A 20,787-nucleotide genomic window follows, 5' to 3' on the forward strand; every position below is an offset into this window, starting at 1 on the left:
CGGGCCGACCACCTCGCGCGAGGTTGCTGGGCCGCCGTCAGGTAGCAATTGGGGTGGGTTAGGTGTCGGAGAGGCCGGGTAAGCGTGAAGCGGCGAAGCGGATGTGCTCTTCGGTGAGAGCCGCGGCATCTTCGGCGCGACCAGCAGTGATGGCGTCCATGATCCCGTGGTGTTGGGCTTGCAGCTTCGCCATCAGCGCCTGCTGGTCGTCGACGCGGCTGAATGAGGAGAAGATCGACTTCCGCAGAGAAGTGCGGATGGCCCCGGTGAGGTCGGAGAACAGCTGATTGCCCGCCGCCTGGGCGATGGCGACGTGGAAAGCGGTGTCCGCGTCGTTGAAGGTCTCCAGGCTGATCCCGGGAGTGTCCATCATCGCCAGCTGTGCATTCACCTCTGCCAGTGCGTCCTTATCGGCTCGGGTCGCCGCGAGGACCGCGCTCGAGCGTTCGAGCTGGATGCGCGTCTCAGTCACGTCGTCGATGCTGAAGTTCGTGAGCGCGACGTGGAGGCGGAGGAACCGGGTGAGCGCTGCCGAGGGCATGGCGGCGATGAACGTGCCGGCACCGCGGCCGGACCCGCCCGAGGACCGGACGACGCCGAGGCTGTCGAGCACGCGCAGCGCCTCGCGCACACTGGCGCGACTGACGCCGAGCTTCGTCGCCAGGTCGCGTTCGGCAGGGAGAGGGTCTCCGACGCCCAGCGAGCCGGTCATGATCTGCTCTTCGACGGCATCGATGACGAGCTCATAGGTGCTCGCCCGGTTCACGGGTTTCCATTCGGGACCGTCGGCCGCCTCGGCGCTGACTGTCTGTTCCGGGCGGACCTCGTTCGTGTCATCATTCATGGTCGTCTCCACCGCGCCATCATGTCATGCCTCTCGTTGCTCGTCGTCCTGCTCGTGGGGATGCGACCGGAACCGCCGCCGGAAGAAGACAGTTGACGCAGATCACACCCTCGTCCTATGCTCAGATTAATGGTCTGACCTCATAAAGGCCATACTGAAAATTCTGATCGTTCGAGTTCGGAGCGCGTTCACAGGGGAACGGACCCGATGTGGGCAGGCCCGGCCGATTTGGAGAAGCCATGTACACACCTGAAATCGCACCGGTGGCCGACAGCCTGCTGTGGTCGTCCCTGTTGGCGATCCTGCCGCTGCTGACGATCTTCGTCACCCTCGGCGCACTCAAATGGAAGGCCCATTGGGCCGGATTGACCGCCGTCGGCGTCGCTCTCATCGTCGCGATCGCCGCCTACGGAATGCCGGTCGGACTCGCCGCGCTCTCGGCGACACAGGGGTTCGCCTTCGGACTGTTCCCGATCATGTGGATCGTCATCACCGCGATCTGGCTCTACGAACTCACCGTGCGCTCGGGCCACTTCGAGGACTTGCGGCTGGTCATCAACGTCATCTCCGATGACCCGCGCATCCAGGCCATCATCGTCGCCTTCTGCTTCGGCGGCCTCCTCGAAGCGCTCGCCGGATTCGGTGCCCCGGTGGCGATCACCGGTGTCATGCTCGTCGCCGTCGGCTTCACCGCTATGCGAGCGGCCGTCGTCGTCCTCGTTGCCAACACCGCGCCCGTGGCCTTCGGCGCCATCGCCATCCCGATCATCACCGCCGGCACTCTGACGGGAATCGACTACCAGGACATCGGCGCCATGGTCGGTCACCAGACCCCGTTCCTCGCCGCAGTCGTGCCGCTCTTCCTCGTCCTGCTCGTCGACGGGCGTCGCGGGCTGAAGCAGATCTGGCCGCTTGCCCTCGTCGTGGGCATCGCCTTCGGCCTCGCCCAGTACGTCTCCGCCACGTTCCTCTCCGTCGAACTCACCGACATCATCGCCTCCCTCGTCGGCCTCGCAGTCGTCGTCATCATGCTGCGCTTCTGGAAGCCGAAGGGCGGTCAGGACGCACTCGACCGCATGGCCGATGAGCGCGAACACGAAGGCGCCGATGCTCCTGATGCCGGCGGTGCCTCTGCTGCCGTTGCCACCGATGTGAAGAAGGAGACCGCGCCGCTGACCGGGTCCCGAGTCTTCCTCGCGCTCTTTCCCTATCTGCTCGTCATCGTCATCTTCTCCGTGGCCAAACTCGTGCCGGTAATCAACAACTGGCTGGCCTCGACCGATGTGAAGATCCCCTGGCCCGGACTGGATGGGAACATCCTCAACGCCGCCGGCGAAGTCTCGACGAGCACGGTCTACAACTTCCAATGGCTGTCTTCCCCTGGCACCCTGCTGCTCATTTCCGGCATCATCGTCGCGATCGTGTACAAGATGTCGGCGAAGGACGCCGTCGATGTGTTCATCGTCAACGTCGTGAAGATGAAGTTCTCGATCCTCACCGTCGGCTCCGTTCTCGCGCTGGCCTATGTCATGAACCTCTCGGGCCAGACGATCACCATCGGAACCTGGATCGCCGGCACCGGAGCCTTCTTCGCCTTCCTCTCGCCGATCCTCGGCTGGCTGGGCACTGCTGTGACCGGTTCGGACACCTCGGCGAACGCACTGTTCGCGACCCTGCAGCAGACCGCCGCACACGAGGCCGGGCTCAACCCGCTGCTGCTCGTCGGCGCCAACAGCTCCGGCGGCGTCCTCGGCAAGATGGTCAGCCCGCAGAACCTCACCATCGCGGCCACCGCCGTCGGTCTGCTCGGCAAGGAGGCCTCGATCCTCCGCCGCGTCATCGGCTGGTCCCTGGGCATGCTCGTCGCCATGTGTCTGCTCGTCGGACTCCAGTCGACGGTGCTGTCCTGGATGGTCCCCGGCTCCTGAATCCGCGCGGCGCCGTCTTGCCGATCGGACCACCCGCACCAGCCACCACCCACTTCTCAACCACCGCCTAATCAAAGGAGCGAAAAACATGGTCAAGAGGCAGATTCCTCAGCCGGCCGAGATCTTCGAGCTGATGAAGTTCAAGAAGTTCGAACTCGACCCGAAGAAGCGTCGCTTGGAGAATGCGCTGACGATCGAGGACCTGCGCAAGATCGCGAAGCGCCGGACCCCGGCCGCGGCGTTCGACTACACGGATGGGGCCGCCGAGGGTGAGATCTCGATGGAGCGCTCGGTCCAGTCCTTCCGCGATATCGAGTTCCACCCCTCGATCCTCAAGGACGTCACGAACGTCGACACCTCGACCCAGATCATGGGCGGCAGCTCGGCCATGCCCTTCGGCATCGCGCCGACCGGCTTCACCCGACTCATGCAGACCGAGGGTGAGACCGCCGGCGCCGGAGCCGCGGGGGCTGCGGGCATCCCGTTCACGCTCTCGACGCTGGGCACGACGTCGATCGAGGACGTCAAGAAGACCAACCCGCACGGGCGCAATTGGTTCCAGCTCTATGTGATGAAGCAGCGCGACATCTCCTACGGCCTCGTCGAGCGGGCGAAGAACGCCGAGTTCGACACTCTCTTCTTCACCGTCGACGCTCCCGTCGCCGGTGCCCGACTGCGCGATACGCGCAACGGCTTCTCCATTCCGCCGCAGCTGACCCCGCAGACGATCCTCAACGCCATCCCTCGTCCCTGGTGGTGGTGGGACTTCCTGACCACCCCGAAGCTCGAGTTCGCGTCCCTGTCGGAGACCGGCGGCACCGTCGGCGAGCTCCTCGATTCGGCGATGGACCCCTCCATCAACTTCGATGACCTCGCCGAGATCCGCGCCATGTGGCCCGGCAAATTCTCCGTCAAGGGCGTGCAGACGCTCGAGGATGCGAAAAAGCTCGCCGACCTCGGCGTCGATTCGATCGTCCTGTCCAACCACGGCGGGCGCCAGCTCGATCGCGCGCCCGTGCCCTTCGAACTCCTCCCCGAGGTGGCTCGCGAGATCGGCAAGGACGTGGAGATCATCATCGACACCGGAATCCGCAACGGCGCCGACATCGTCGCGTCGTTGGCGCTGGGCGCGGACTTCACGCTCATCGGCCGTGCCTACCTCTTCGGCCTCATGGCCGGCGGTCGAGCAGGAGTGGACCGGACGATCGAGATCCTCGGCGAGCAGGTCGAGCGCACCATGCGCCTGCTCCAGGTCGCCGATGTCTCCGAGCTCAACCCGTCCCATGTGACCCAGCTGCGTCAATTCAACCGCGACGAGCGCGCGGAGATCATCAGCTCCCGCCCGGCCAAGGGCTGATTCGCCGAGGCGGCCCCGCGGAGGTCGATCCGACCACCGAGGCGGCCCCGCCGGGGTCGCCCAGATGGCTCCATAGGCAGAGAACGGACGGCCGGCAGCGAGAAGTATCGTCGTTGCCGGCCGTCCGTTTCGGGTTCAGGTGATCACTTGCCGAATTCGTCCTCGATGCGGTCGAGGACGTTCGTGGCGGAGTAGTAATCGAGGCGGAATGAGTCGAGGCCCATCGGGTAGACGGCATCGTTCTTCACCGCCGGTGTGCTCTCGACCAGCGAGTTCTTCGCGTACGACGCGGCGGTCTTCTCGTTCGCGTTGAACAGGAACACGGATTCGCCGGTGACGGCCTTCGACAGGTTCTCACCGGTGACTTCGACGATATCGGCACGTTTTGCCCATTTCGCCTTGGCCGGCCGTGCCTTCGGGGACCTCGGCGAGTTCGAAGCCGACCTCTTGGAGGAGCTTGCCTTGAGCGGATTCCGGGGTCCAGATGTTCGCGCTGGCCCCGGATCCTCCGCCCTTGGCCTTCTCGTTGAAGATCATGCCGGTGACCGGCTGCTTCGGGGCGTCGATGGCGGACTTGACCTCCTCGGCGCGGGAACCGAACTCGTCGTTGGCCTTCTTCGCCTCATCCTCGTGGCCGGTGATCTCACCGAGCTTGGTGGTGACCTCCTGCCAGTCCTTGTCGCCGTAGTCGATGACGACGGTCGGAGCGATGTCGCTGAGCTGATCGTAGATGGCGTTCGCCGAGTCCTGGCCGGTCTTCGAGACCACGATGAGGTCAGGTTCCTCGGCGAGTACGGCCTCGACATCGGGGTCGCCCTGGTAGAGGGCCTTGACGTCCTTCTCCATCGCGACGTCGCTCCACTGCGTGAAGAAGCCTTGCGCGTCGGCAACGGGGGAATTTGGCATGGTGGCACCGGAGGCGGTGACAGGTGCGTCGACGGCGAGGAGGCTGCCGGTGAGGGTCACCGAGGTGGAGACGACCGATTCGGGAGCTTCGTCGATGATCACTTCGTGGCCGGCGTCGTCCGTGATCGTCAGGGGCCATTGACCGTCGGCAGCGGCGTCGCCATTGCCGGGGTCGGAGGAGCCGGACCCGCTGCAGGCGCTGAGGCTGAGAGCGGTGATGAGGGTGACTGCGGCAGATACGCGTGTGCTGCCGGGTTTGACGCGGGACATAGGGGCCTTTCGAGAATGATCGCTTGCGAAGATGAGCCTAACCTAAGTAGACCCGGGAAACTGCATTCGTGGTGAGATTCTGCCGATGGCGCGGTGTGTCGAGCGGGAGTGAACACTTAGGGTAGGCTCATCTTCGTGAAATCGACTCTGAAGAATCGGGCGGTCGCTGTGGCTGCCTCAGCTCTGACCATTGCCCTGCTCGCTGTCGGCTGTGCCGCAGAGGACGACAAAGGTACCGACGGGGACGCCGGCAACAAAGATGTTGCGACAGGAGGCGAGGCCTTCGGCACTGCTGATGAGGAGACTGCGAAGCTCGGCAGCGATGCCGAGGCTGGGGTCTTCCCGCGGACGGTCAAGCATGCCAATGGCACGACGGAGATCGAAAAGAAACCCGAGCGCGTCTCGTTCTCGACACGGGAGAGCTCGACGACGTCCTGTCGCTTGGCATCACCCCCGTCGGCATGGTGACGACCGAAGGTGCCAGCCCGGTGCCGAGCTACCTCGAAGACCAGGTCAAGGGAGTCGAGACGGTCGGTACGATTCAGGAGCTTGATCTCGAGAAGATCGCCTCACTCGAACCTGACCTCATCCTCGGCAGCCAGCTGCGCGCCGACAAACTCTATGACGAACTCGACTCCATTGCTCCGACGGTGTTCTCGATCCGTCCCGGGTTCCCGTGGAAGGAGAACTTCCGCCTCGTGGGTGAGGCGATGGGCATGGAAGACGAGACGACGAAGGAGCTTGAGGAATACGCTCGCGAGGCTGGAGAGCTCAAGGACTCCGTCGACGGCGACCCGACGATCTCGCTCGTGCGCTTCATGCCTGACCGCCTCCGCCTGTACGCGAATCAGTCGCTCATCGGAGTCATCCTCCACGATGCCGGGTTCAAGCGCCCGAAGAATCAGGACGTCGACGAGCTCGCCGTCGAGATCTCTCCGGAGAACCTCGACCAGGCGGCCGGCGACTATGTCTTCTACACCAGCTATGGCGATCCGGAGGCGACCGGGGAGAAGAAGGCACTCGAGTCGAGCCAATGGAAGGGTCTCGACGCGGTCAAGGACAGCAAGGCCATCCGCGTCAATGACGATGTCTGGTTCCTTGGACTCGGCCCGACCGGGGCCGGTCAGATCCTCGATGATCTGGAGGGCCACCTCGGCGAGTGAATCTCCGAGAGATTTCGCAGTGACGGCGAAGAAATCGCCTCTATGCTGACACTCATCATCTGACTCGGAGAGGTCACCATGGGATCAGCAGCCGCTGCGAGAGGCGACGACGGGTTCGTTAAGGAACTCGAGCGGAATTTCAATGGGCGCGAAAGCGGCCCATCGGGCAGTGCTGCGGTCACTCCTCTCGTTGTCATCGCCGGGGTTCCCGGGGCAGGCAAGACCGAAGCGCTCAGAGTATTACGGGGCCGATCGCCTCGGGCGCGGTCGGCGGATCCGGAGGGCGTGCGACGTCAGCTGCGTCAGTGGATGCCGTGGTTGCCGTACGCGCTTGTTCGACCGATTCTCCACACGATCGCCCATCTCCGCGTGCTTGCGCTCATGCTCAACAGGGGCGGCGGACCGCTGGTCATCCATGATCCGGGCACCCGCCGATGGAGTCGCCGACTCATTGTGAGCCTTGCAGGAATTCTCGGATATCGACCGATGATCGTCTTCATTGATACGGATCGAGATTCCGCGCTTCGCGGTCAGGCGCAGCGGAAGAGGCTTGTCAGGCGACGCGCCTTCGATCGACATTGGAGGCGCTGGAGCGAACTGCGCGAGCGCATCCTTCGTGGTGACAGCCTCGGTGACGGTGAGCCCTGGGGCCGTGTCGTGCTGTCACATCGGGGCGCTGTTGTCGGTGAAGTTCTCGGCCTGCTCGATACCGCAGCGGCTGTAGGATCCCATTGCACTTGTCAGGGTCGCACAAGGCTGACCTGGGACATGACAAGTTGGTGAGATTGCTCCCATCTCACCAACTTGTCGTAATCCTTCAGGGAGAATTTCGTCTGCGGACCCAGAGGTACGGTCATCAACCCCACTTTAGTTGGGTGGTTCCCGACCATCAGCGGGGCCGCAGACCAGGCGCTGGCTTCTAATCTGCGGGAATGATTCACACCATTCCTGCATCGACCGCTGCCGATTCCGCCCGTATCCTTGAACTCTCCGATCTGACCTCCCAACTGAGTATCATTGCTCTCGGCGTCCTTTGCGGAGTACTCGTCATTCTGGCCGTGGTACGCCGCAGGCCCGGAGACTTGGCCGCGCTTGCTGCGGCCGGCGCGGGTTCTGTGTTCGCCTATCTGCTCAGCGAAGTCCTCAAGACACTCGTCCGACAACCGCGCCCTTGCCACCTCGATATGCCCAGTCCGGAATGTCCTCCCCTCGATGACTGGTCTTTTCCCTCTAACCACGCCGTGATCGCGTTCGGTCTCGCCCTGGCTGTGATCGTCGGATCTCGCCGACTCTGGATCGTAGCTGTGCCTCTGGCCCTCATCACAGCGACAGGGAGGGTGCTCTCGCATGAACACTTCGTCCACGACGTCGTGGTCGGCGGACTCATAGGCATCATTGTCGTAGCCTTGACCGTGCTGCTGCTCCGACGAGCCCTCACCCCGGTGGCCGACCGCACCGTCTCTGTGGTCCACCACGAACCCCGTGCGACTCGGTGAGCTCCTGCGACAATGGAGGTATGAGACGCCTGCGGATCGAACCCAACTTCGTCCTCGAAGCGGTTTGCGCGTTCGTAGTCGCAGCCTCGGCAAGCCTCCTGTGGGCCTCTTCCGGGTGGGCGTTCCTCACCGTGGTCATTGCCATCGCGCTAGGAACAGTGCTCTCGCGCAGCAATTCGGTGCTCATCGGAGGTTCGATCGTCACGGCCGGAAGTCTGCTGTTCACTATCGTCCTCGATCTGCCGAGCAACGACCTGCTCAATTGGACAGTTCTGGTCATTGTCACCGGACTGCTGCCCTACGCCCTCACTCGGGGCTGGATGATTCGCGGTCTTGCGATGAAATCAGCCGAATCCGCTGTGCAGGCTCGCTCCGTTGCCCGCCGCAACGCCGTCGAATCGGCTTACAGCGAGGAGAAGAGACGGATCGCCGAGGAGTTGCACGATGAGCTCGGTCATCAGCTCAGTCTCACCTCGGTGCAGATCAATGCGTTGTCTCTCGATGATTCCCTCACCGAGAAGCAGCGGAAGGCCCTTGCCGACATGAATCGACGACTGCGCGAGAGCGTGTCTACCTTAGCTCACACGGTGGAGATCCTACGGGACGGAGCCCCGGCACCGACCAGCCCGGTGTCGACATCTCTGAACTCCGCCGGCGATGACCTCCCCGAGCCGTCGGACACTTCGGGCAAAGGTACGGAGAAACAAACAGCGGCTGAGCTACTCGCCGAAGCGGAATCAGCCGGGACTCGTGTCACGATCTCCGTTGTTGATCGCGAACGGCTCGATGAGTTCCCTGCAGACTCGCTGGTCGGCAAGGTTCTCAGAGAGGGGCTCACGAACGCTCTCAAACACGCTCCTGGTCGGGTCGTCGGCATCAATCTCGGCTTCGACTCCGCACAGTTGCTGATGTCGATGGACAACGACATGCCCACAGACTCCACCCACCGGACTCTCGGTGCCGGAACCGGTATCTCCTCGCTGAAATCTGCCGTCGAGGCTCAGGGTGGAGACCTGGATCAAATCATCGACAACGATCAGCATGAACTGAGACTCTCACTGCCATTAACCGCGCCGGCGCGTGATCTCGCAGGCTCGGTGAGGTCGTCAATGCCGTCTCAAACAGGCTTCTCGGAGACTGAGGGAACATCGGTGGTCTCGAGTGAACTACCTCCGTGGGGCTCGACGGCCCTTGGACTGGACGATGATCCATCGGTCGAACTGGGCGCCGCACGCATGCGTGGGAACAGACGGTTGGCCCTAGCAGCGGCTCTGCCTATGGCTGCCCTCTGCCTGGTCATCGGCGCAGTTGTGGTCAACAATTGGTGGCATGCTGAACGATCACTCCTCTCGGCAGACGTTCTCAAGTCGCTGTCGATCGGCATGTCCACTGCGCAGACCCAAAGACAACTCCCGGACGAGGAGTACACACTGATCAGCAACGAGGAACGACAGCGGGCCAGTGAAGGTGCTCCGCCCGGATCGACATGTCAGTTCTATGCTCTCACCGCTGACCAGCTCTCGGATCGCTCAGGAGATCTCGCCCGACTCTGCTTCTCCTCCGGAGAACTGGTGTCCATCGATACCATCGTGACGGGAGTCCAACAATGACATCGGTCAGGGCCGTGCTCGTCGACGATGAACCCCTGGTCAGGTCCGGGATTCGAACCATCGTGGAGACGACCGGATCTGCTCGCGTGGTGGGCGAGGCCGGTGACGGCAAGCAGGCACTGTCCGTCGTTCGCGAGGTGGTTCCCGATGTCGTCCTCCTTGACATCAGAATGCCAGTGATGGATGGCATCACTGCAGCAAGAAAGATTGCTGAAGCCTATCCTCAGATCGGAATCATCATGCTCACCACCTTCGGCGAGTCCGACTACGTCACTGCGGCCTTGTCCATTGGAGTGAGCGGATTCGTGCTCAAAGCAGGAGAACCGGCCGAACTCACCCACGCCATCCACGCATCGGCCTCTGGCGGAGCCTACTTCTCCCCGCAGGTAGCGGCCCAACTTGCTCAGCGTGCCGGGTCGACCTCGAGAGTCGATGACGATGCGCAGCGTCGGGTGCGCCGCCTCAGCGATCGTGAGACTGAGATCCTTCTCCAGCTCGCCGAAGGAGCCTCCAATGCCGAGATTGCCGACGCACTCTTCCTCAGTGTCGGCACTGTCAAGTGGTACGTGACCCAGATGCTGAGAAGTCTTGGAGCACGTAATCGGGTCGAAGCGGCGCTCCTGGCATACCGCTCGGGACTCGTAGCCTGATCGACATCGTAGTCGGAGGACCGGTGGTTCGTGTGAGCCGCCTAGACACATCAGTTCAGTGTCCACTCCGGCTGTAGCATCATGCTCCGGCTGACTATTTCAGCCAGGTGGTCTCGAAGCGTGGGCTGGAGTGGATGTGGACGGCTTCGTACCCGCCTTCGTGGGTCACGAACTTGTGCGGGGTCTCGGCCGGAACGACGAGGATCTGACCGGCATGGGCATTGATGCTGTCATCGCCCACTGTGAACGTCGCGCCGCCTCGGCGGATTACGAAAGTCTCCGCGTATGGGTGGAGGTGGAGCCGTGGGCCCTGGCCAGCCTCGGTGGTGGATTCGAAAATGAGGGAGATTCCGGGGTTCCCGGGAATCTTGCCGTAGTTCTCGGTCCAGTCCTCGCCGTCTCCGCGCCCATCGCTGCGATCAAGTATGTGGAATTCCATGGCTGCTCCTCTGTGTGTAGGTGATCGTGGTGTGGATTGCGCTGTAGATGACCGTCGCCTATGGCGTGGCTTGACGACGCCGAGGATAATCGCGATCAGCTGTGCGAGAACTTCCCATAGGCTGTCGAGGATGAGCGATGTGTGCTCGGATCGCCGGGTTGGAGAGCGGGTCGGATGGCTGTGGCGCTGACGGTGATGACCGAGAGGAAGGGCGCGAGCTTGACGATCATTCACGAATGCCTGAGGGCGCCCCACAGGGTGGTCGGACCGACGACGAGGAAACGCCGAATCCCCGAGCGGAGCAACGCTGAGAGCAATGTGCGCGGTCACGAGTGTGAAATGGATCCGATGCGGAATTCCGCGGCCCCGAGATGAGGAACACCTATCTGCCCGGTACGGGTGAGCCGGGTGCGCCCGCGATGAAGCTGTGTTGGATTCCTGCGATCCGCCAATTATCGTCGATGCGCACCAGATGGAACGTGGTTCGTGTGGTGGGCAGCGGATTGCCCCGGGCGGAGCCCCGTGTGTTCACACGGGCAACAGCGATTGCTGAGTCGGAATACTCGCGGATGCTGACTTCGTCGAGCGAGAGCTCTTGGTAGTCGAGCTGACTGTCTGTGAGGCGCTGTACCCAGGCGTCCTTCGGCAGTTGGAAGCCGACTGGCCCGATGCCGAGGAAGTCGTCGGTCAGGAGGCTGTTCGTCGTCGCGGCGTCACAGAGGCGTTCCGCGTCTGCCCATGTAGCGAGTGTGTCGTTGACCGTATTCATGACTTCTCCTTCGGTGTGTTCTTGCGTTGCCGACTGCGCGGGATGAGGAAGCCCGCGGCCACGATCCAGGCGAGGGCGGTGAATCGCCCGATCGGTACGAGGGTCTGGAAGGGTTCGAGGGCCATGGTGAGGATGCTCAGCTCACATATTGCGGCGATCACCAGGCCGGCCCATGCGAGAGGGCGGGGCAACAGGCGCAGGATCAGGCCCGGGACGGCGATCCCGGCGACGAGGAGGCCAAGGCCGAGCAGGTGAGCGAAGCCACCCGCCCCGAAGGCGAGGAAGCCCAGCGCACGGGTCAGTTCGTGGTGTGCGGCGACGGCATCTTGGCCGGCAGTCCAGGTCAGCAGGGCAGAGATTGCCAAGAGCACCGAGGCGCTGACGCCGCCGAAGAATGCGATCGACGGGCCCGGTACACGTACTCCGAGTCGCTGCAGACGTGCGTACATGGTTGCGGCATAGATTCCCAGGGGAACAGACGACCCCAACTGCAACAGAGCTGACAGTCGGGCTGCTGTTCCGTGCTGGGCGAAGAAGTCCGTTGAGTCGTCCGCGAAGGGTGAGGCGATGGTCGACCCGTGACCGAGTATCGCCATCAGGACAAGGCTTGCGAGGAAGAGGCCAAGACAGACAGTGCCAATGATTCCTGGGTGAGGCCCCTCTGGTCGGCGTCGCGATGACTTCGGACGATCTGTGAGTTGCTTCGTAGATTGGTTCATGTCGTTGATCATACACGTTGTGAATGATTTATCAAGAGGTCTATTATGGACACATGACATCAGCGCCGCAGCCACATCATCGAATCGCCTTCCTCCTGTCTCAGCTCGGCTCCGACGCCGCGAGCAGTTTCGAGCGCGAATTGCAGGCCTTAAATGTCACTGCCTCCGATGCGGGCCTGCTCCGCCTGATCGGCCGTAATCCTGGGGTCAGTCAGCGTGCTCTCAGCCGGCAGATCGGGGTGGGGCCGAGTCGGATCGTTGCAGTGCTGGATCGGCTTGAAGGTCGTGGTCTCATCGAGCGGCGCCGAAGTCGCACCGATCGACGAATCCACGAGGTCGTTCTGACCGAGGAGGGCGAGCAGGTTCTGGATAGCATCCGTCCGCTCGCTGATGCACACGAGAGCGCCTTTACGGAATGCCTTGACATTGAAGAAGTCGAACTTCTGCAGAACCTACTTGCGCGGATCGCCAACTTTCGAGGCCTCTCGATCGACGTGCATGCGGGCACGTCGGCGAACTGACGGAGATTCCTGTCGATCTGATCTGCGGAATCGGTGTGATCGCTTGCAGAGCATTGCGCCGCCCGGGCTGTGCTGTACGATTGTACTGTACATACGTATAGGAATAGAGAGGACGCGGAGTGATGAGTAAGAGTGTTACGGCACTCCTCGTCGGTGCGATCATGGTCGTCGGCGGGCTTGTGTTGTATTTCGTTTTCCACGACGTCGAGACCCCGGTCATTGGCCTGCGGCAGGCTGGCTTCGTGATTGCGGTGCTGGGGGTTGTGGAGTTGGCTGCGACTGTGTGGTCGATGATTGCGTCGAGGCGCTGATGTCGTCTACTCGCATTGTCGATGGAGTTATCAGTGTTCTTGCCGACCATGGCGCAGGCGCACTGAGTGTCCGCAGCGTAGCCGCCGCAGCCGGAGTATCGCCGGCGCAGGTGCAGTACTACTACAGGACGAAGGCTGAACTGATCCGGGCGGGTTTCGACCACGCCGGCGAGCAGTTCGTCGCAGACATCACAGCTGCCAACCCCATGACATTGCGCGATGTCGTCGATCACTGGCTGCCATTGGACGATCGGCGAGAGCGACGTGCTCGAGTCTGGCTCGCGTACGCCGCTCTGTCGGCCGTCGATGCTGAATTGGCGGCCGAATCGGCGAGACTCGACGAGGAACTTCGCCGCTGGTTCGCGGAGACTGGCCTTTCGGCGCAGGCGGCATCGCAGCTGTTCGCGCTGATCGACGGTGTGACTGTTCAGTGCCTGATGTTACCGATGTCAGAACGCCGAGCATTGATCGACGGCGTGATCAGCCCATTCATTGCGGGGATCGGAGCGGACGTCGCAACTGGAGAGCGCGTTCGAACTGTCGAGGAGTCGCCCCGAAAGTGAGCAGGTTGACGGGCTCCGGGTCTTTTGAGCAGGTGACTCCAATTGAGCCACTGCGGGATCGAGTGGGCGCACGCTGGTCGCGCATTAGTGGCCAAGACGCCACGGGCCACTGTGGGCCATTCAGATCAGAGCCCCTCCGGCCCTCGTCCTTCCGTCTGATTGCCGGATGCGTGCAACCTTGGTGGTCGGCTGCTAAGTCGATTCGGAGGACGGTCTTCTTCAACACAACTCCGTCGTTCGGATGTCATAAAGCCGGAGTCAACTCTGTACGGTCCCTTTTCACTCTCGCCGCCTATTTCAGTGTGGATGCCATTCTCGCCCCAACCGGTGCTGACGAACTGGAGCGTTCCGCAGCGGTGTCGTCACCGGACCACATTTCTTATCGCCATCCTGCCGTTTCGCAGATCTGCCGTGTCCATGCGAATACTGCCGCGACTTTTGGTCGACTGACGAATTCGGCTGGTTTCACATCGACTGCGGTCAATCGACCATCTGATCCAGTCAGCAGGAGATCAGGGACGTGCCGACGAACCGCTTCACCGTCGCGGCCGCTCATTGGTTGGCCGATGATCCAGGCAGCCCGGGAATCGAAGTCAGCCACCCGCAGTCGGTCAAGTTCCAACCGGCTCTCGTACGGTACGTGGCCGCCCGTGGTCGCAGGCCAGAACGGGCCTGGGTAGTGACGCTGACGTGCATGGGATCTGGGCGATCGGACCGGTAGACCTTTCGAAAGCCGGGTCTTATCTACAGTTCCCACAGTTGTCGTGACCGAGGTGCCCTCCTCGGTGAGATAGATCAGTTCCGGCTATAACAACGTCTTCGTTGTCATGCCTCCAGCTTCCTCGCTCCGATATGAAATTGAGAACTCCGGCACGCTGCCGACACGAAATTGAGATTCCGACACGAAAACCTAGAACCTACACGGCCGTCTGAAAAGAATTTCTCTCCCGCCGGAATAAAACCATCCTCAGCAAAGTTGAGTCTGGTGTACGCAACTTTGATGAGGCCGACTTGACGGTCGAAACCTCGAAGAGAATACTTGAGTCCGGTTGGCTCAATGTGTGCGGTCGAGTGGTTCTGACTCAAGAACCGGAGCCGCCCGATCGCACACATTCGAGTCGCAGGAACTCACGATCTGTAAGGAGAGAAAACTATGGCACGTGCAGTCGGAATCGACCTCGGAACCACGAACTCCGTCGTCACCGTCCTCGAGGGCGGCGACCCGAAGGTCATCGCAAATGCGGAAGGCGGTCGCACAACCCCGTCCGTCGTCGCAGTCAACAAGAATGGCGACTCCCTCGTCGGTGAGATCGCCAAGCGCCAGGCCGTCACGAACATCAAGAACACAGTCGCATCGGTCAAGCGCCACATGGGCACCGATTGGTCCACCGAGATCGGCGGCAAGAAGATGACGGCCCCCGAGGTTTCGGCCCGCATCCTCCAGAAGCTCAAGCACGACGCCGAGGAATACCTGCAGGAGAAGGTCACCGACGCGGTGATCACCGTTCCCGCATACTTCAACGATGCTGAGCGCCAGGCCACCAAGGACGCCGGTGAGATCGCCGGCCTCAACGTCTCGCGCATCATCAACGAGCCCACCGCTGCCGCTCTGGCCTACGGCCTCGAGCGCGGCAAGGAAGACGAACTCATCCTCGTCTTCGACCTCGGTGGCGGTACCTTCGACGTCTCCCTGCTGGAAGTCGGCAAGGACGAAGACGACTTCTCCACCATTCAGGTCCGTGCGACCTCCGGTGACAACCGCCTCGGCGGTGACGACTGGGATCAGCGCATCGTCGACTGGCTGGTCGAGCAGGTCAAGAACAACTACGGCGTGGACCTGACCAAGGATGCCACCGCTCTGCAGCGCCTCAAGGAAGCCGCTGAGCAGGCCAAGAAGGAACTGTCCTCGGCCACCAGCACGAACATCTCGCTGCAGTACCTGTCGATGAGCGAGAACGGACCCATCCACCTGGATGAGACTCTCACCCGTGCGAAGTTCGAGGACCTGACCAAGGACCTCCTCGAGCGCACCAAGGCTCCGTTCCACGCAGTCATGAAGGACGCCGGCGTCTCCGTCAGCGACATCGACCACGTCGTCCTCGTCGGCGGTTCGACCCGTATGCCCGGCGTCTCCGCCGTCGTCACCGAACTCACCGGAGGCAAGGAGCCCAACAAGGGCGTCAACCCCGATGAGGTCGTCGCCATCGGCGCCGCCGTCCAGGCCGGTGTCCTCGTGGGTGAGCGCAAGGACGTCCTGCTCATCGACGTCACCCCGCTCTCGCTCGGACTCGAGACCAAGGGCGGCGTGATGACCAAGCTCATCGAGCGCAACACCCCGATCCCGACCAAGCGTTCGGAGACTTTCACCACCGCTGAGGACAACCAGCCCTCCGTGTCGATCCAGGTCTTCCAGGGTGAGCGTGAGTTCACTCGCGACAACAAGAACCTCGGCACCTTCGAGCTGACCGGCATCGCTCCGGCTCCGCGCGGTGTGCCGCAGATCGAGGTCGCCTTCGACATCGACGCCAACGGCATCGTCCACGTGTCGGCCACCGACAAGGGCACCGGCACCGAGCAGTCGATGACGATCACCGGCGGTTCCGCACTGCCGAAGGAAGACATCGACCGCATGGTCCGCGAGGCCGAGGAGCACGCTGAAGAGGACAAGAAGCGCCGTGAGGCTGCCGACGTCCGCAACAACGCGGAGAACCTCGCCTACCAGACCGAGAAGCTGCTGACCGACAATGCCGACAAGCTGCCGGAAGAGCTCAAGACCGAGATGCAGGGCGACGTCGACGCCGTCAAGGAAGCCCTCAAGGGTGAAGACGACGACGCCGTGAAGAGCGCCTACGACAAGCTCGTGGAGAACCAGCAGAAGATCGGCGAAGCCATCTACAGCCAGCAGGGCGGTGCCGAAGGCGCCGAAGCTGCCGGTGAGGGCGCAGCCGATGCAAGCGCCGACGACGATGTCGTCGACGCAGAAGTTGTCGACGAAGAGGATGAGGAGAAGAAGTAATGACTGCCGAGGGCAACGACAAGTCGTCCGAGGAGCCAGGCTTCACCTTCAGTGACAAGCGCCGGGTCGATCCGAACACCGGTGAGGTCCGTCCCGAGGCCGACGCCCAGTCGGCCTCGGCCGGGGCCGGCGAGGAGCCGACCGCGGACCCGAACGCCGAACAGGCCGATGCCAGCGACCTCGGTGTGGACATCCCGTCCGACGCCTCGGGTCTCGAGGACATCGAGCCGGAGGCCGAGCCCGAACCGGGTTCGGAGGCAGCGGGATACCTGGCCGACCTCAAGCGCATCAACGCCGAATATGCGGCCTACCGGATGCGCGCCGACCGCGAACGTGAGCGTGCGGCACTCGGCGGCACGATCAAGGTCGTCGAGGCCCTGATCCCCGTGCTCGACGAGGTCAAGCTCGCTCGCGACAACGGCGATGTCACCGGGCCTTTCGAGACCCATGTGAACAAGCTCGTCGAATCGCTGAACAAGATCGGCGTCGAACAGTACGGAGAGGTCGGCGACGAATTCGACCCGAACATCCACGAGGCGCTCATGCAGCAGCCTTCGGATGAGGTCGAGAATCCGACGCTCTTCCTGGTCATGCAGCCGGGCTACCGGATCGGGGAGCGCATCATCCGCGCCGCCCGCGTCGGTGTCCAGCAGCCGGAGGACTGAGCAGCGACCATGATCGCCGAGGCGGCCACCCATCCCGTACGCCGGTTCACCGACGTACGGGGCCGGGGAACCGCCTCGGCGGCGGTCCGGATCTTCGGGGCGTTGCCCCGGGGATGCGGATTGTGAGAGGACAAGTGAATACCCTGATGACAGGATTGATTGGAAGGAAAGGAGGTGCCAGGTGAATACCGGACCTCAGAATGATTGGTTCGACAAGGACTTCTACAAAACCCTCGGCGTCTCCAAGGATGCTTCCGATGCCGAGATCAAGAAGGCCTATCGCAAGCTCGCGCGCAAGTATCACCCGGACGCCAACCCCGGTGATGAGAAGGCCGAGGAGAAGTTCAAGGAGATCGGCCAGGCCCACCAGGTGCTCTCCGACAAGGAGTCCCGGGCCCAGTACGATCAGGTCCGCGCCATGGGCGGCGGTGCCAGGTTCAGCGCAGGTTCCGGCGGACCCGGCGGGGCTGCCGGCGGCGGATTCGACGACGTGTTCTCCGACCTCTTCGGAGGCGGCGGACGTACGCGGACCCGCACGACCTACGGCGGCGGGGGAGACGTTCCCCCGGACCTGGCGGATCTGCTCGGCGGATTCGGCGGAGGTTTCGGCGGTGGCGGCGGATACGGCGGCTACCAGCCTCCGGTCAAGGGCGGCGACATCAAGTCGAGCACGACGCTGTCGTTCACCGAAGCCATCGACGGCGCCTCGGTGAAGCTGAACATGCCAGGCGGGAAGCCGCTGACCGTGCGCACCCCGATCGGGTCAAGGACGGGCAGAAGATCCGCCTGGCCGGCAAGGGCAAGACCAGCCCCAACGGCGGCGAGCCCGGTGATGTCATCCTCACCGTGCACGTGAGTCCGCACCCGGTCTTCACCCGCGATGGTGACAACCTGCGGATGGATCTGCCGATCAGCTTCGACGAGGCGGCCCTCGGCGCTGAGGTCAAGGTGCCGACCCTGGGCGGAATGCCCGTCAAGGTCAAGGTCGCACCGGGGACACCCTCGGGACGGACCCTGCGCGTGCGGGGCAAAGGTGTGAAGACGAAGAAGGGCTCCGGCGATCTGCTGGCGACAGTCGAGATCGTGGTGCCGAAGAATCTGTCCAAGGAAGCCAAGCAGGCAGTCGAGTCGTTCAAGGCCGCCACCGAAGGTGAGGATCCACGCGCCGGCTTGCTGGACAAAGCCAAGGCCAGTTGAGGTGGTGATGAACGATGCACATTTCGTCGAGTGCGGCGGTGTATGTCATCTCGGTGGCGGCGGATCTCGCCGGAATGCACCCGCAGACCCTGCGACAGTATGACCGACTCGGCCTCGTCACCCCCGAACGCACGGCAGGGAGAGGTCGGAGGTATTCCGGGAAGGACATCGCCAAGCTGCGGATGATCCAGCAGCTGTCGCAGGACGAGGGAGTCAACCTCGTCGGGATCAAGAAGATCATCGACCTGCAGAACCAGGTGGACGCGCTCAGGCACCGCAATGAGGAGCTCGAGGACGAGATCAGGGCGCAGCAGGCCGCGAAGGAACGCGATGCGCGTGTCTTCGCCGCCGGCACCGCCGGCGATGTCGTGTCGATCGCTCGCGGCCGCCGTCCGCAAGGGCGGCCCGAACCCGGCGCTCTGGTCCTCTACAACCGGTACCGGCGGCGCTGACCCGGTTCCTGCTGGGACGGCGATGATAGAGAAGGGCGCGAACCCGCGTGGGGTTCGCGCCCTTCTCTATCTGCGCTGAATGATCATTGGGCACCGATCCGGTGCCCACAATGTCCCCTGCCGACATCTGCCCGAAACAGAACCGACATGTGCGGAAACAATCGACTGCGATGATTGTCGTTGACATGGCCGACGCACACGTCAGGAACGCGCAATGACACTGTCTCCGAGCAGGACCACAGCACCTCCCGAGCCGCGGAACGAAGCAAAGCTCGCCGCCTCTGAGAGCCTCGAGGACTACACGCTCCGCTTCGCCCCCAGGTCGTACCGGAAATGGGCGCCGGGGGTCGTCGCGACGAGTGCGCTGGGCGGCATCGCCTACCTCGCCGACTTCTCGATCGGTGCAAACATCGGCATCGCCCACGGCACGGCGAACGGCATCCTCGGCATCCTCGTCGCGGCCCTCATCATCTTCCTCACCGGATGGCCGCTGGCGTTCTACGCCGCCCGCTACAACCTCGACCTCGATCTCATCACCCGCGGGTCGGGCTTCGGCTACTACGGGTCCGTCATCACCAACGTCATCTTCGCGACCTTCACCTTCATCTTCTTTGCCCTCGAAGGTTCGATCATGGCTCAGGGACTCTACCTCGGCCTCGGCATTCCCCGGCCGATCGGCTACCTCGTGTCCACCGTGCTCATCTTCCCGCTGGTCATCTACGGCATGAAGGTCCTCGCCAAGCTGCAGGTCTCCACGACCCCGCTGTGGCTGCTGCTCATGGTCATCCCCGTCGGCTACCTCATCGCCTGGCAGCCGGAATCGGTCGCCGACTTCTTCGCCTACACCGGCGAGGAGGGCGAAGGGGCGAACTTCGCCTCGGTCATGCTCGCCGCCGGAGTCTGCCTCTCGCTCATCGCCCAGATCGCCGAACAGATCGACTACCTGCGTTTCATGCCGCCGCGCACCCCCGAGAACCGGCGGAGCTGGTGGGCCGCCGTCATCCTCGCGGGGCCCGGTTGGGTGATCTTCGGGGCCACGAAGCAGATCATCGGCATGTTCCTCGCGGTCTACCTCATCGCCAACGTTCCCGGCGCCGTGAGCTTCGCGAACGAACCCGTCCAGCAGTTCCTCGCCACCTATCAGCAGATGATGCCGCAATGGCTGGCTCTCTTCCTCGCCGTGGTGCTCGTCGTCATCTCCCAGGTGAAGATCAATGTCACCAACGCCTACTCGGGGTCGCTGGCATGGACGAACTCCTACACCCGGATCACGAAGCGCTATCCCGGGCGGATCACCTTCCTCATCGTCAACCTGCTCATCGCGCTGGCGCTGATGGAGTTGAATATGTTCGACTTCCTCAACGCGATCCTCAGCTTCTACGCGAACCTCGCGATGTCGTGGATCTGCGTCGTCGCCGCGGACATCGCCATCAACAAGTATCTGCTGAAGCTCTCCCCGAAGATCCCCGAGTTCCGGCGCGGCATGCTCTACGACTGGAACCCGGTCGGAATCGTCTCACTGGTGCTCGCCGGCGGTATCTCCATCGCCATCTACTTCGGGGCGTTCGGGGCGACGGTCCAACCGTTCTCACCCCTGTTCGCCGTCGGCATCGCGATCGTCGCGACCCCGCTCATGGCGATCATCACCCGCGGCAGGTACTACCTGCGTCGGACGGACGACGGAATCGACCTGCCGATGTTCGACGAGCACGGCAACCCCTCGGGCGAGACCCTGCGCTGCCATGTGACCGAGATGGAGTTCGAACGTCCCGACATGATCGCTTCGGCGAAGACGGGAGAGAACGGGGAGCGTCTCTACCTCAGCTCACTCGCACTCTCGACCGACCGCCTCGGCGAGCACATCCTGCCCGCCGATCACCCGCGTGAACGCGCGGAGGACTGAAGGAACCA

The 20,787-nt window shown here is 62.9% G+C and carries 22 protein-coding genes and 1 pseudogene; 16 read left to right on the forward strand and 7 right to left on the reverse strand.

Annotated elements, in window-relative coordinates; all coding sequences use genetic code 11:
* Positions 1-58: 58 nt before the first annotated feature.
* Positions 59-844 carry a FadR/GntR family transcriptional regulator gene (locus AC2W7L_RS04800; protein WP_486003491.1) on the reverse strand — a complete coding sequence of 262 codons (786 nt, stop codon included), beginning with the start codon at positions 842-844 and terminating at the stop codon, positions 59-61.
* Between the two features lie 239 nt (positions 845-1,083).
* On the opposite strand from AC2W7L_RS04800, the gene AC2W7L_RS04805 reads away from it, so the two are divergent.
* Positions 1,084-2,772, forward strand: a complete 1,689-nt coding sequence (locus tag AC2W7L_RS04805; protein WP_486003492.1) for an L-lactate permease — start codon at positions 1,084-1,086, stop codon at positions 2,770-2,772.
* An 88-nt stretch (positions 2,773-2,860) separates the two neighbouring features.
* Positions 2,861-4,129 (forward strand): alpha-hydroxy acid oxidase, encoded by a 1,269-nt coding sequence (locus AC2W7L_RS04810; RefSeq protein ID WP_486003493.1) that lies wholly within the window; start codon positions 2,861-2,863, stop codon positions 4,127-4,129.
* Positions 4,130-4,272: 143 nt separating this feature from the next.
* Here AC2W7L_RS04810 and AC2W7L_RS04815 read toward each other — a convergent pair whose 3' ends face one another.
* Positions 4,273-4,452 carry a hypothetical protein gene (locus AC2W7L_RS04815; protein ID WP_486003494.1) on the reverse strand — a complete coding sequence of 60 codons (180 nt, stop codon included), beginning with the start codon at positions 4,450-4,452 and terminating at the stop codon, positions 4,273-4,275.
* Between the two features lie 31 nt (positions 4,453-4,483).
* Positions 4,484-5,305, reverse strand: a complete 822-nt coding sequence (gene fepB / locus AC2W7L_RS04820) for a Fe2+-enterobactin ABC transporter substrate-binding protein (RefSeq protein WP_486003495.1) — start codon at positions 5,303-5,305, stop codon at positions 4,484-4,486.
* Between the two features lie 135 nt (positions 5,306-5,440).
* Between fepB and AC2W7L_RS04825 the strand changes: the two genes are divergently transcribed.
* The 6 genes from AC2W7L_RS04825 (at position 5,441) to AC2W7L_RS04850 (ending at position 10,224) form a co-directional block, all read left to right on the forward strand.
* Positions 5,441-5,773, forward strand: coding sequence for a hypothetical protein (locus tag AC2W7L_RS04825; RefSeq protein WP_486003496.1), 333 nt, complete (start codon positions 5,441-5,443; stop codon positions 5,771-5,773).
* On the forward strand, positions 5,767-6,468 hold the full coding sequence (locus tag AC2W7L_RS04830) for an iron-siderophore ABC transporter substrate-binding protein (RefSeq protein ID WP_486003497.1): 702 nt from the start codon (positions 5,767-5,769) through the stop codon (positions 6,466-6,468). Before AC2W7L_RS04825 ends, AC2W7L_RS04830 begins: the two co-directional genes overlap by 7 nt.
* A 78-nt stretch (positions 6,469-6,546) precedes the next feature.
* Positions 6,547-7,251 carry an AAA family ATPase gene (locus tag AC2W7L_RS04835; RefSeq protein WP_486003498.1) on the forward strand — a complete coding sequence of 235 codons (705 nt, stop codon included), beginning with the start codon at positions 6,547-6,549 and terminating at the stop codon, positions 7,249-7,251.
* A 149-nt stretch (positions 7,252-7,400) separates the two neighbouring features.
* Entirely contained in the window at positions 7,401-7,964 is a 564-nt protein-coding gene (locus tag AC2W7L_RS04840) for a phosphatase PAP2 family protein (protein WP_486003499.1), read from the forward strand.
* 20 nt (positions 7,965-7,984) lie between these two features.
* Positions 7,985-9,574 (forward strand): sensor histidine kinase, encoded by a 1,590-nt coding sequence (locus AC2W7L_RS04845; protein WP_486003500.1) that lies wholly within the window; start codon positions 7,985-7,987, stop codon positions 9,572-9,574.
* Positions 9,571-10,224, forward strand: coding sequence for a response regulator (locus AC2W7L_RS04850; protein ID WP_486003501.1), 654 nt, complete (start codon positions 9,571-9,573; stop codon positions 10,222-10,224). Before AC2W7L_RS04845 ends, AC2W7L_RS04850 begins: the two co-directional genes overlap by 4 nt.
* A 94-nt stretch (positions 10,225-10,318) precedes the next feature.
* Here AC2W7L_RS04850 and AC2W7L_RS04855 read toward each other — a convergent pair whose 3' ends face one another.
* From AC2W7L_RS04855 to AC2W7L_RS04865, 3 genes are all read right to left on the reverse strand, one after another.
* A complete protein-coding gene (locus tag AC2W7L_RS04855; RefSeq protein ID WP_486003502.1) occupies positions 10,319-10,663 on the reverse strand; it encodes a cupin domain-containing protein in 345 nt (114 codons plus the stop codon).
* 382 nt (positions 10,664-11,045) lie between these two features.
* A complete protein-coding gene (locus AC2W7L_RS04860) occupies positions 11,046-11,432 on the reverse strand; it encodes a nuclear transport factor 2 family protein (RefSeq protein ID WP_486003503.1) in 387 nt (128 codons plus the stop codon).
* Positions 11,429-12,028 carry a hypothetical protein gene (locus tag AC2W7L_RS04865; RefSeq protein WP_486003504.1) on the reverse strand — a complete coding sequence of 200 codons (600 nt, stop codon included), beginning with the start codon at positions 12,026-12,028 and terminating at the stop codon, positions 11,429-11,431. The genes AC2W7L_RS04860 and AC2W7L_RS04865 overlap by 4 nt, the downstream gene beginning before the upstream one ends.
* A gap of 176 nt (positions 12,029-12,204) precedes the next feature.
* Between AC2W7L_RS04865 and AC2W7L_RS04870 the strand changes: the two genes are divergently transcribed.
* From AC2W7L_RS04870 to AC2W7L_RS04880, 3 genes are all read left to right on the forward strand, one after another.
* Positions 12,205-12,672: a MarR family winged helix-turn-helix transcriptional regulator gene (locus AC2W7L_RS04870; protein ID WP_486003505.1), complete on the forward strand. Its 468-nt coding sequence runs from the start codon at positions 12,205-12,207 to the stop codon at positions 12,670-12,672.
* A gap of 122 nt (positions 12,673-12,794) precedes the next feature.
* Entirely contained in the window at positions 12,795-12,983 is a 189-nt protein-coding gene (locus AC2W7L_RS04875; RefSeq protein ID WP_486003635.1) for a DUF5708 family protein, read from the forward strand.
* Positions 12,956-13,546 (forward strand): TetR/AcrR family transcriptional regulator, encoded by a 591-nt coding sequence (locus tag AC2W7L_RS04880; RefSeq protein WP_486003506.1) that lies wholly within the window; start codon positions 12,956-12,958, stop codon positions 13,544-13,546. Before AC2W7L_RS04875 ends, AC2W7L_RS04880 begins: the two co-directional genes overlap by 28 nt.
* Before the next feature lie 379 nt (positions 13,547-13,925).
* Here AC2W7L_RS04880 and AC2W7L_RS04885 read toward each other — a convergent pair whose 3' ends face one another.
* Complete coding sequence (locus tag AC2W7L_RS04885) at positions 13,926-14,303, reverse strand: TnsA-like heteromeric transposase endonuclease subunit (protein WP_486003507.1); 378 nt, start codon at positions 14,301-14,303, stop codon at positions 13,926-13,928.
* Positions 14,304-14,699: 396 nt separating this feature from the next.
* Here AC2W7L_RS04885 and dnaK point away from each other — a divergent pair, with 396 nt between their 5' ends.
* The 5 genes and pseudogenes from dnaK (at position 14,700) to AC2W7L_RS04910 (ending at position 20,779) form a co-directional block, all read left to right on the forward strand.
* Entirely contained in the window at positions 14,700-16,562 is a 1,863-nt protein-coding gene (gene dnaK, locus AC2W7L_RS04890) for a molecular chaperone DnaK (RefSeq protein ID WP_062241054.1), read from the forward strand.
* Positions 16,562-17,227: a nucleotide exchange factor GrpE gene (locus AC2W7L_RS04895; RefSeq protein ID WP_410708912.1), complete on the forward strand. Its 666-nt coding sequence runs from the start codon at positions 16,562-16,564 to the stop codon at positions 17,225-17,227. Before dnaK ends, AC2W7L_RS04895 begins: the two co-directional genes overlap by 1 nt.
* 181 nt (positions 17,228-17,408) lie before the next feature.
* Positions 17,409-18,424 (forward strand): annotated as a pseudogene (locus AC2W7L_RS04900) (DnaJ C-terminal domain-containing protein).
* A 14-nt stretch (positions 18,425-18,438) separates the two neighbouring features.
* Entirely contained in the window at positions 18,439-18,876 is a 438-nt protein-coding gene (locus AC2W7L_RS04905) for a heat shock protein transcriptional repressor HspR (RefSeq protein WP_486003508.1), read from the forward strand.
* A gap of 214 nt (positions 18,877-19,090) precedes the next feature.
* Positions 19,091-20,779 (forward strand): purine-cytosine permease family protein, encoded by a 1,689-nt coding sequence (locus tag AC2W7L_RS04910; protein ID WP_486003509.1) that lies wholly within the window; start codon positions 19,091-19,093, stop codon positions 20,777-20,779.
* The last annotated feature ends 8 nt before the right edge of the window (positions 20,780-20,787 follow it).

Source organism: Brevibacterium sp. LAARM3_SD1, from assembly GCF_057364765.1.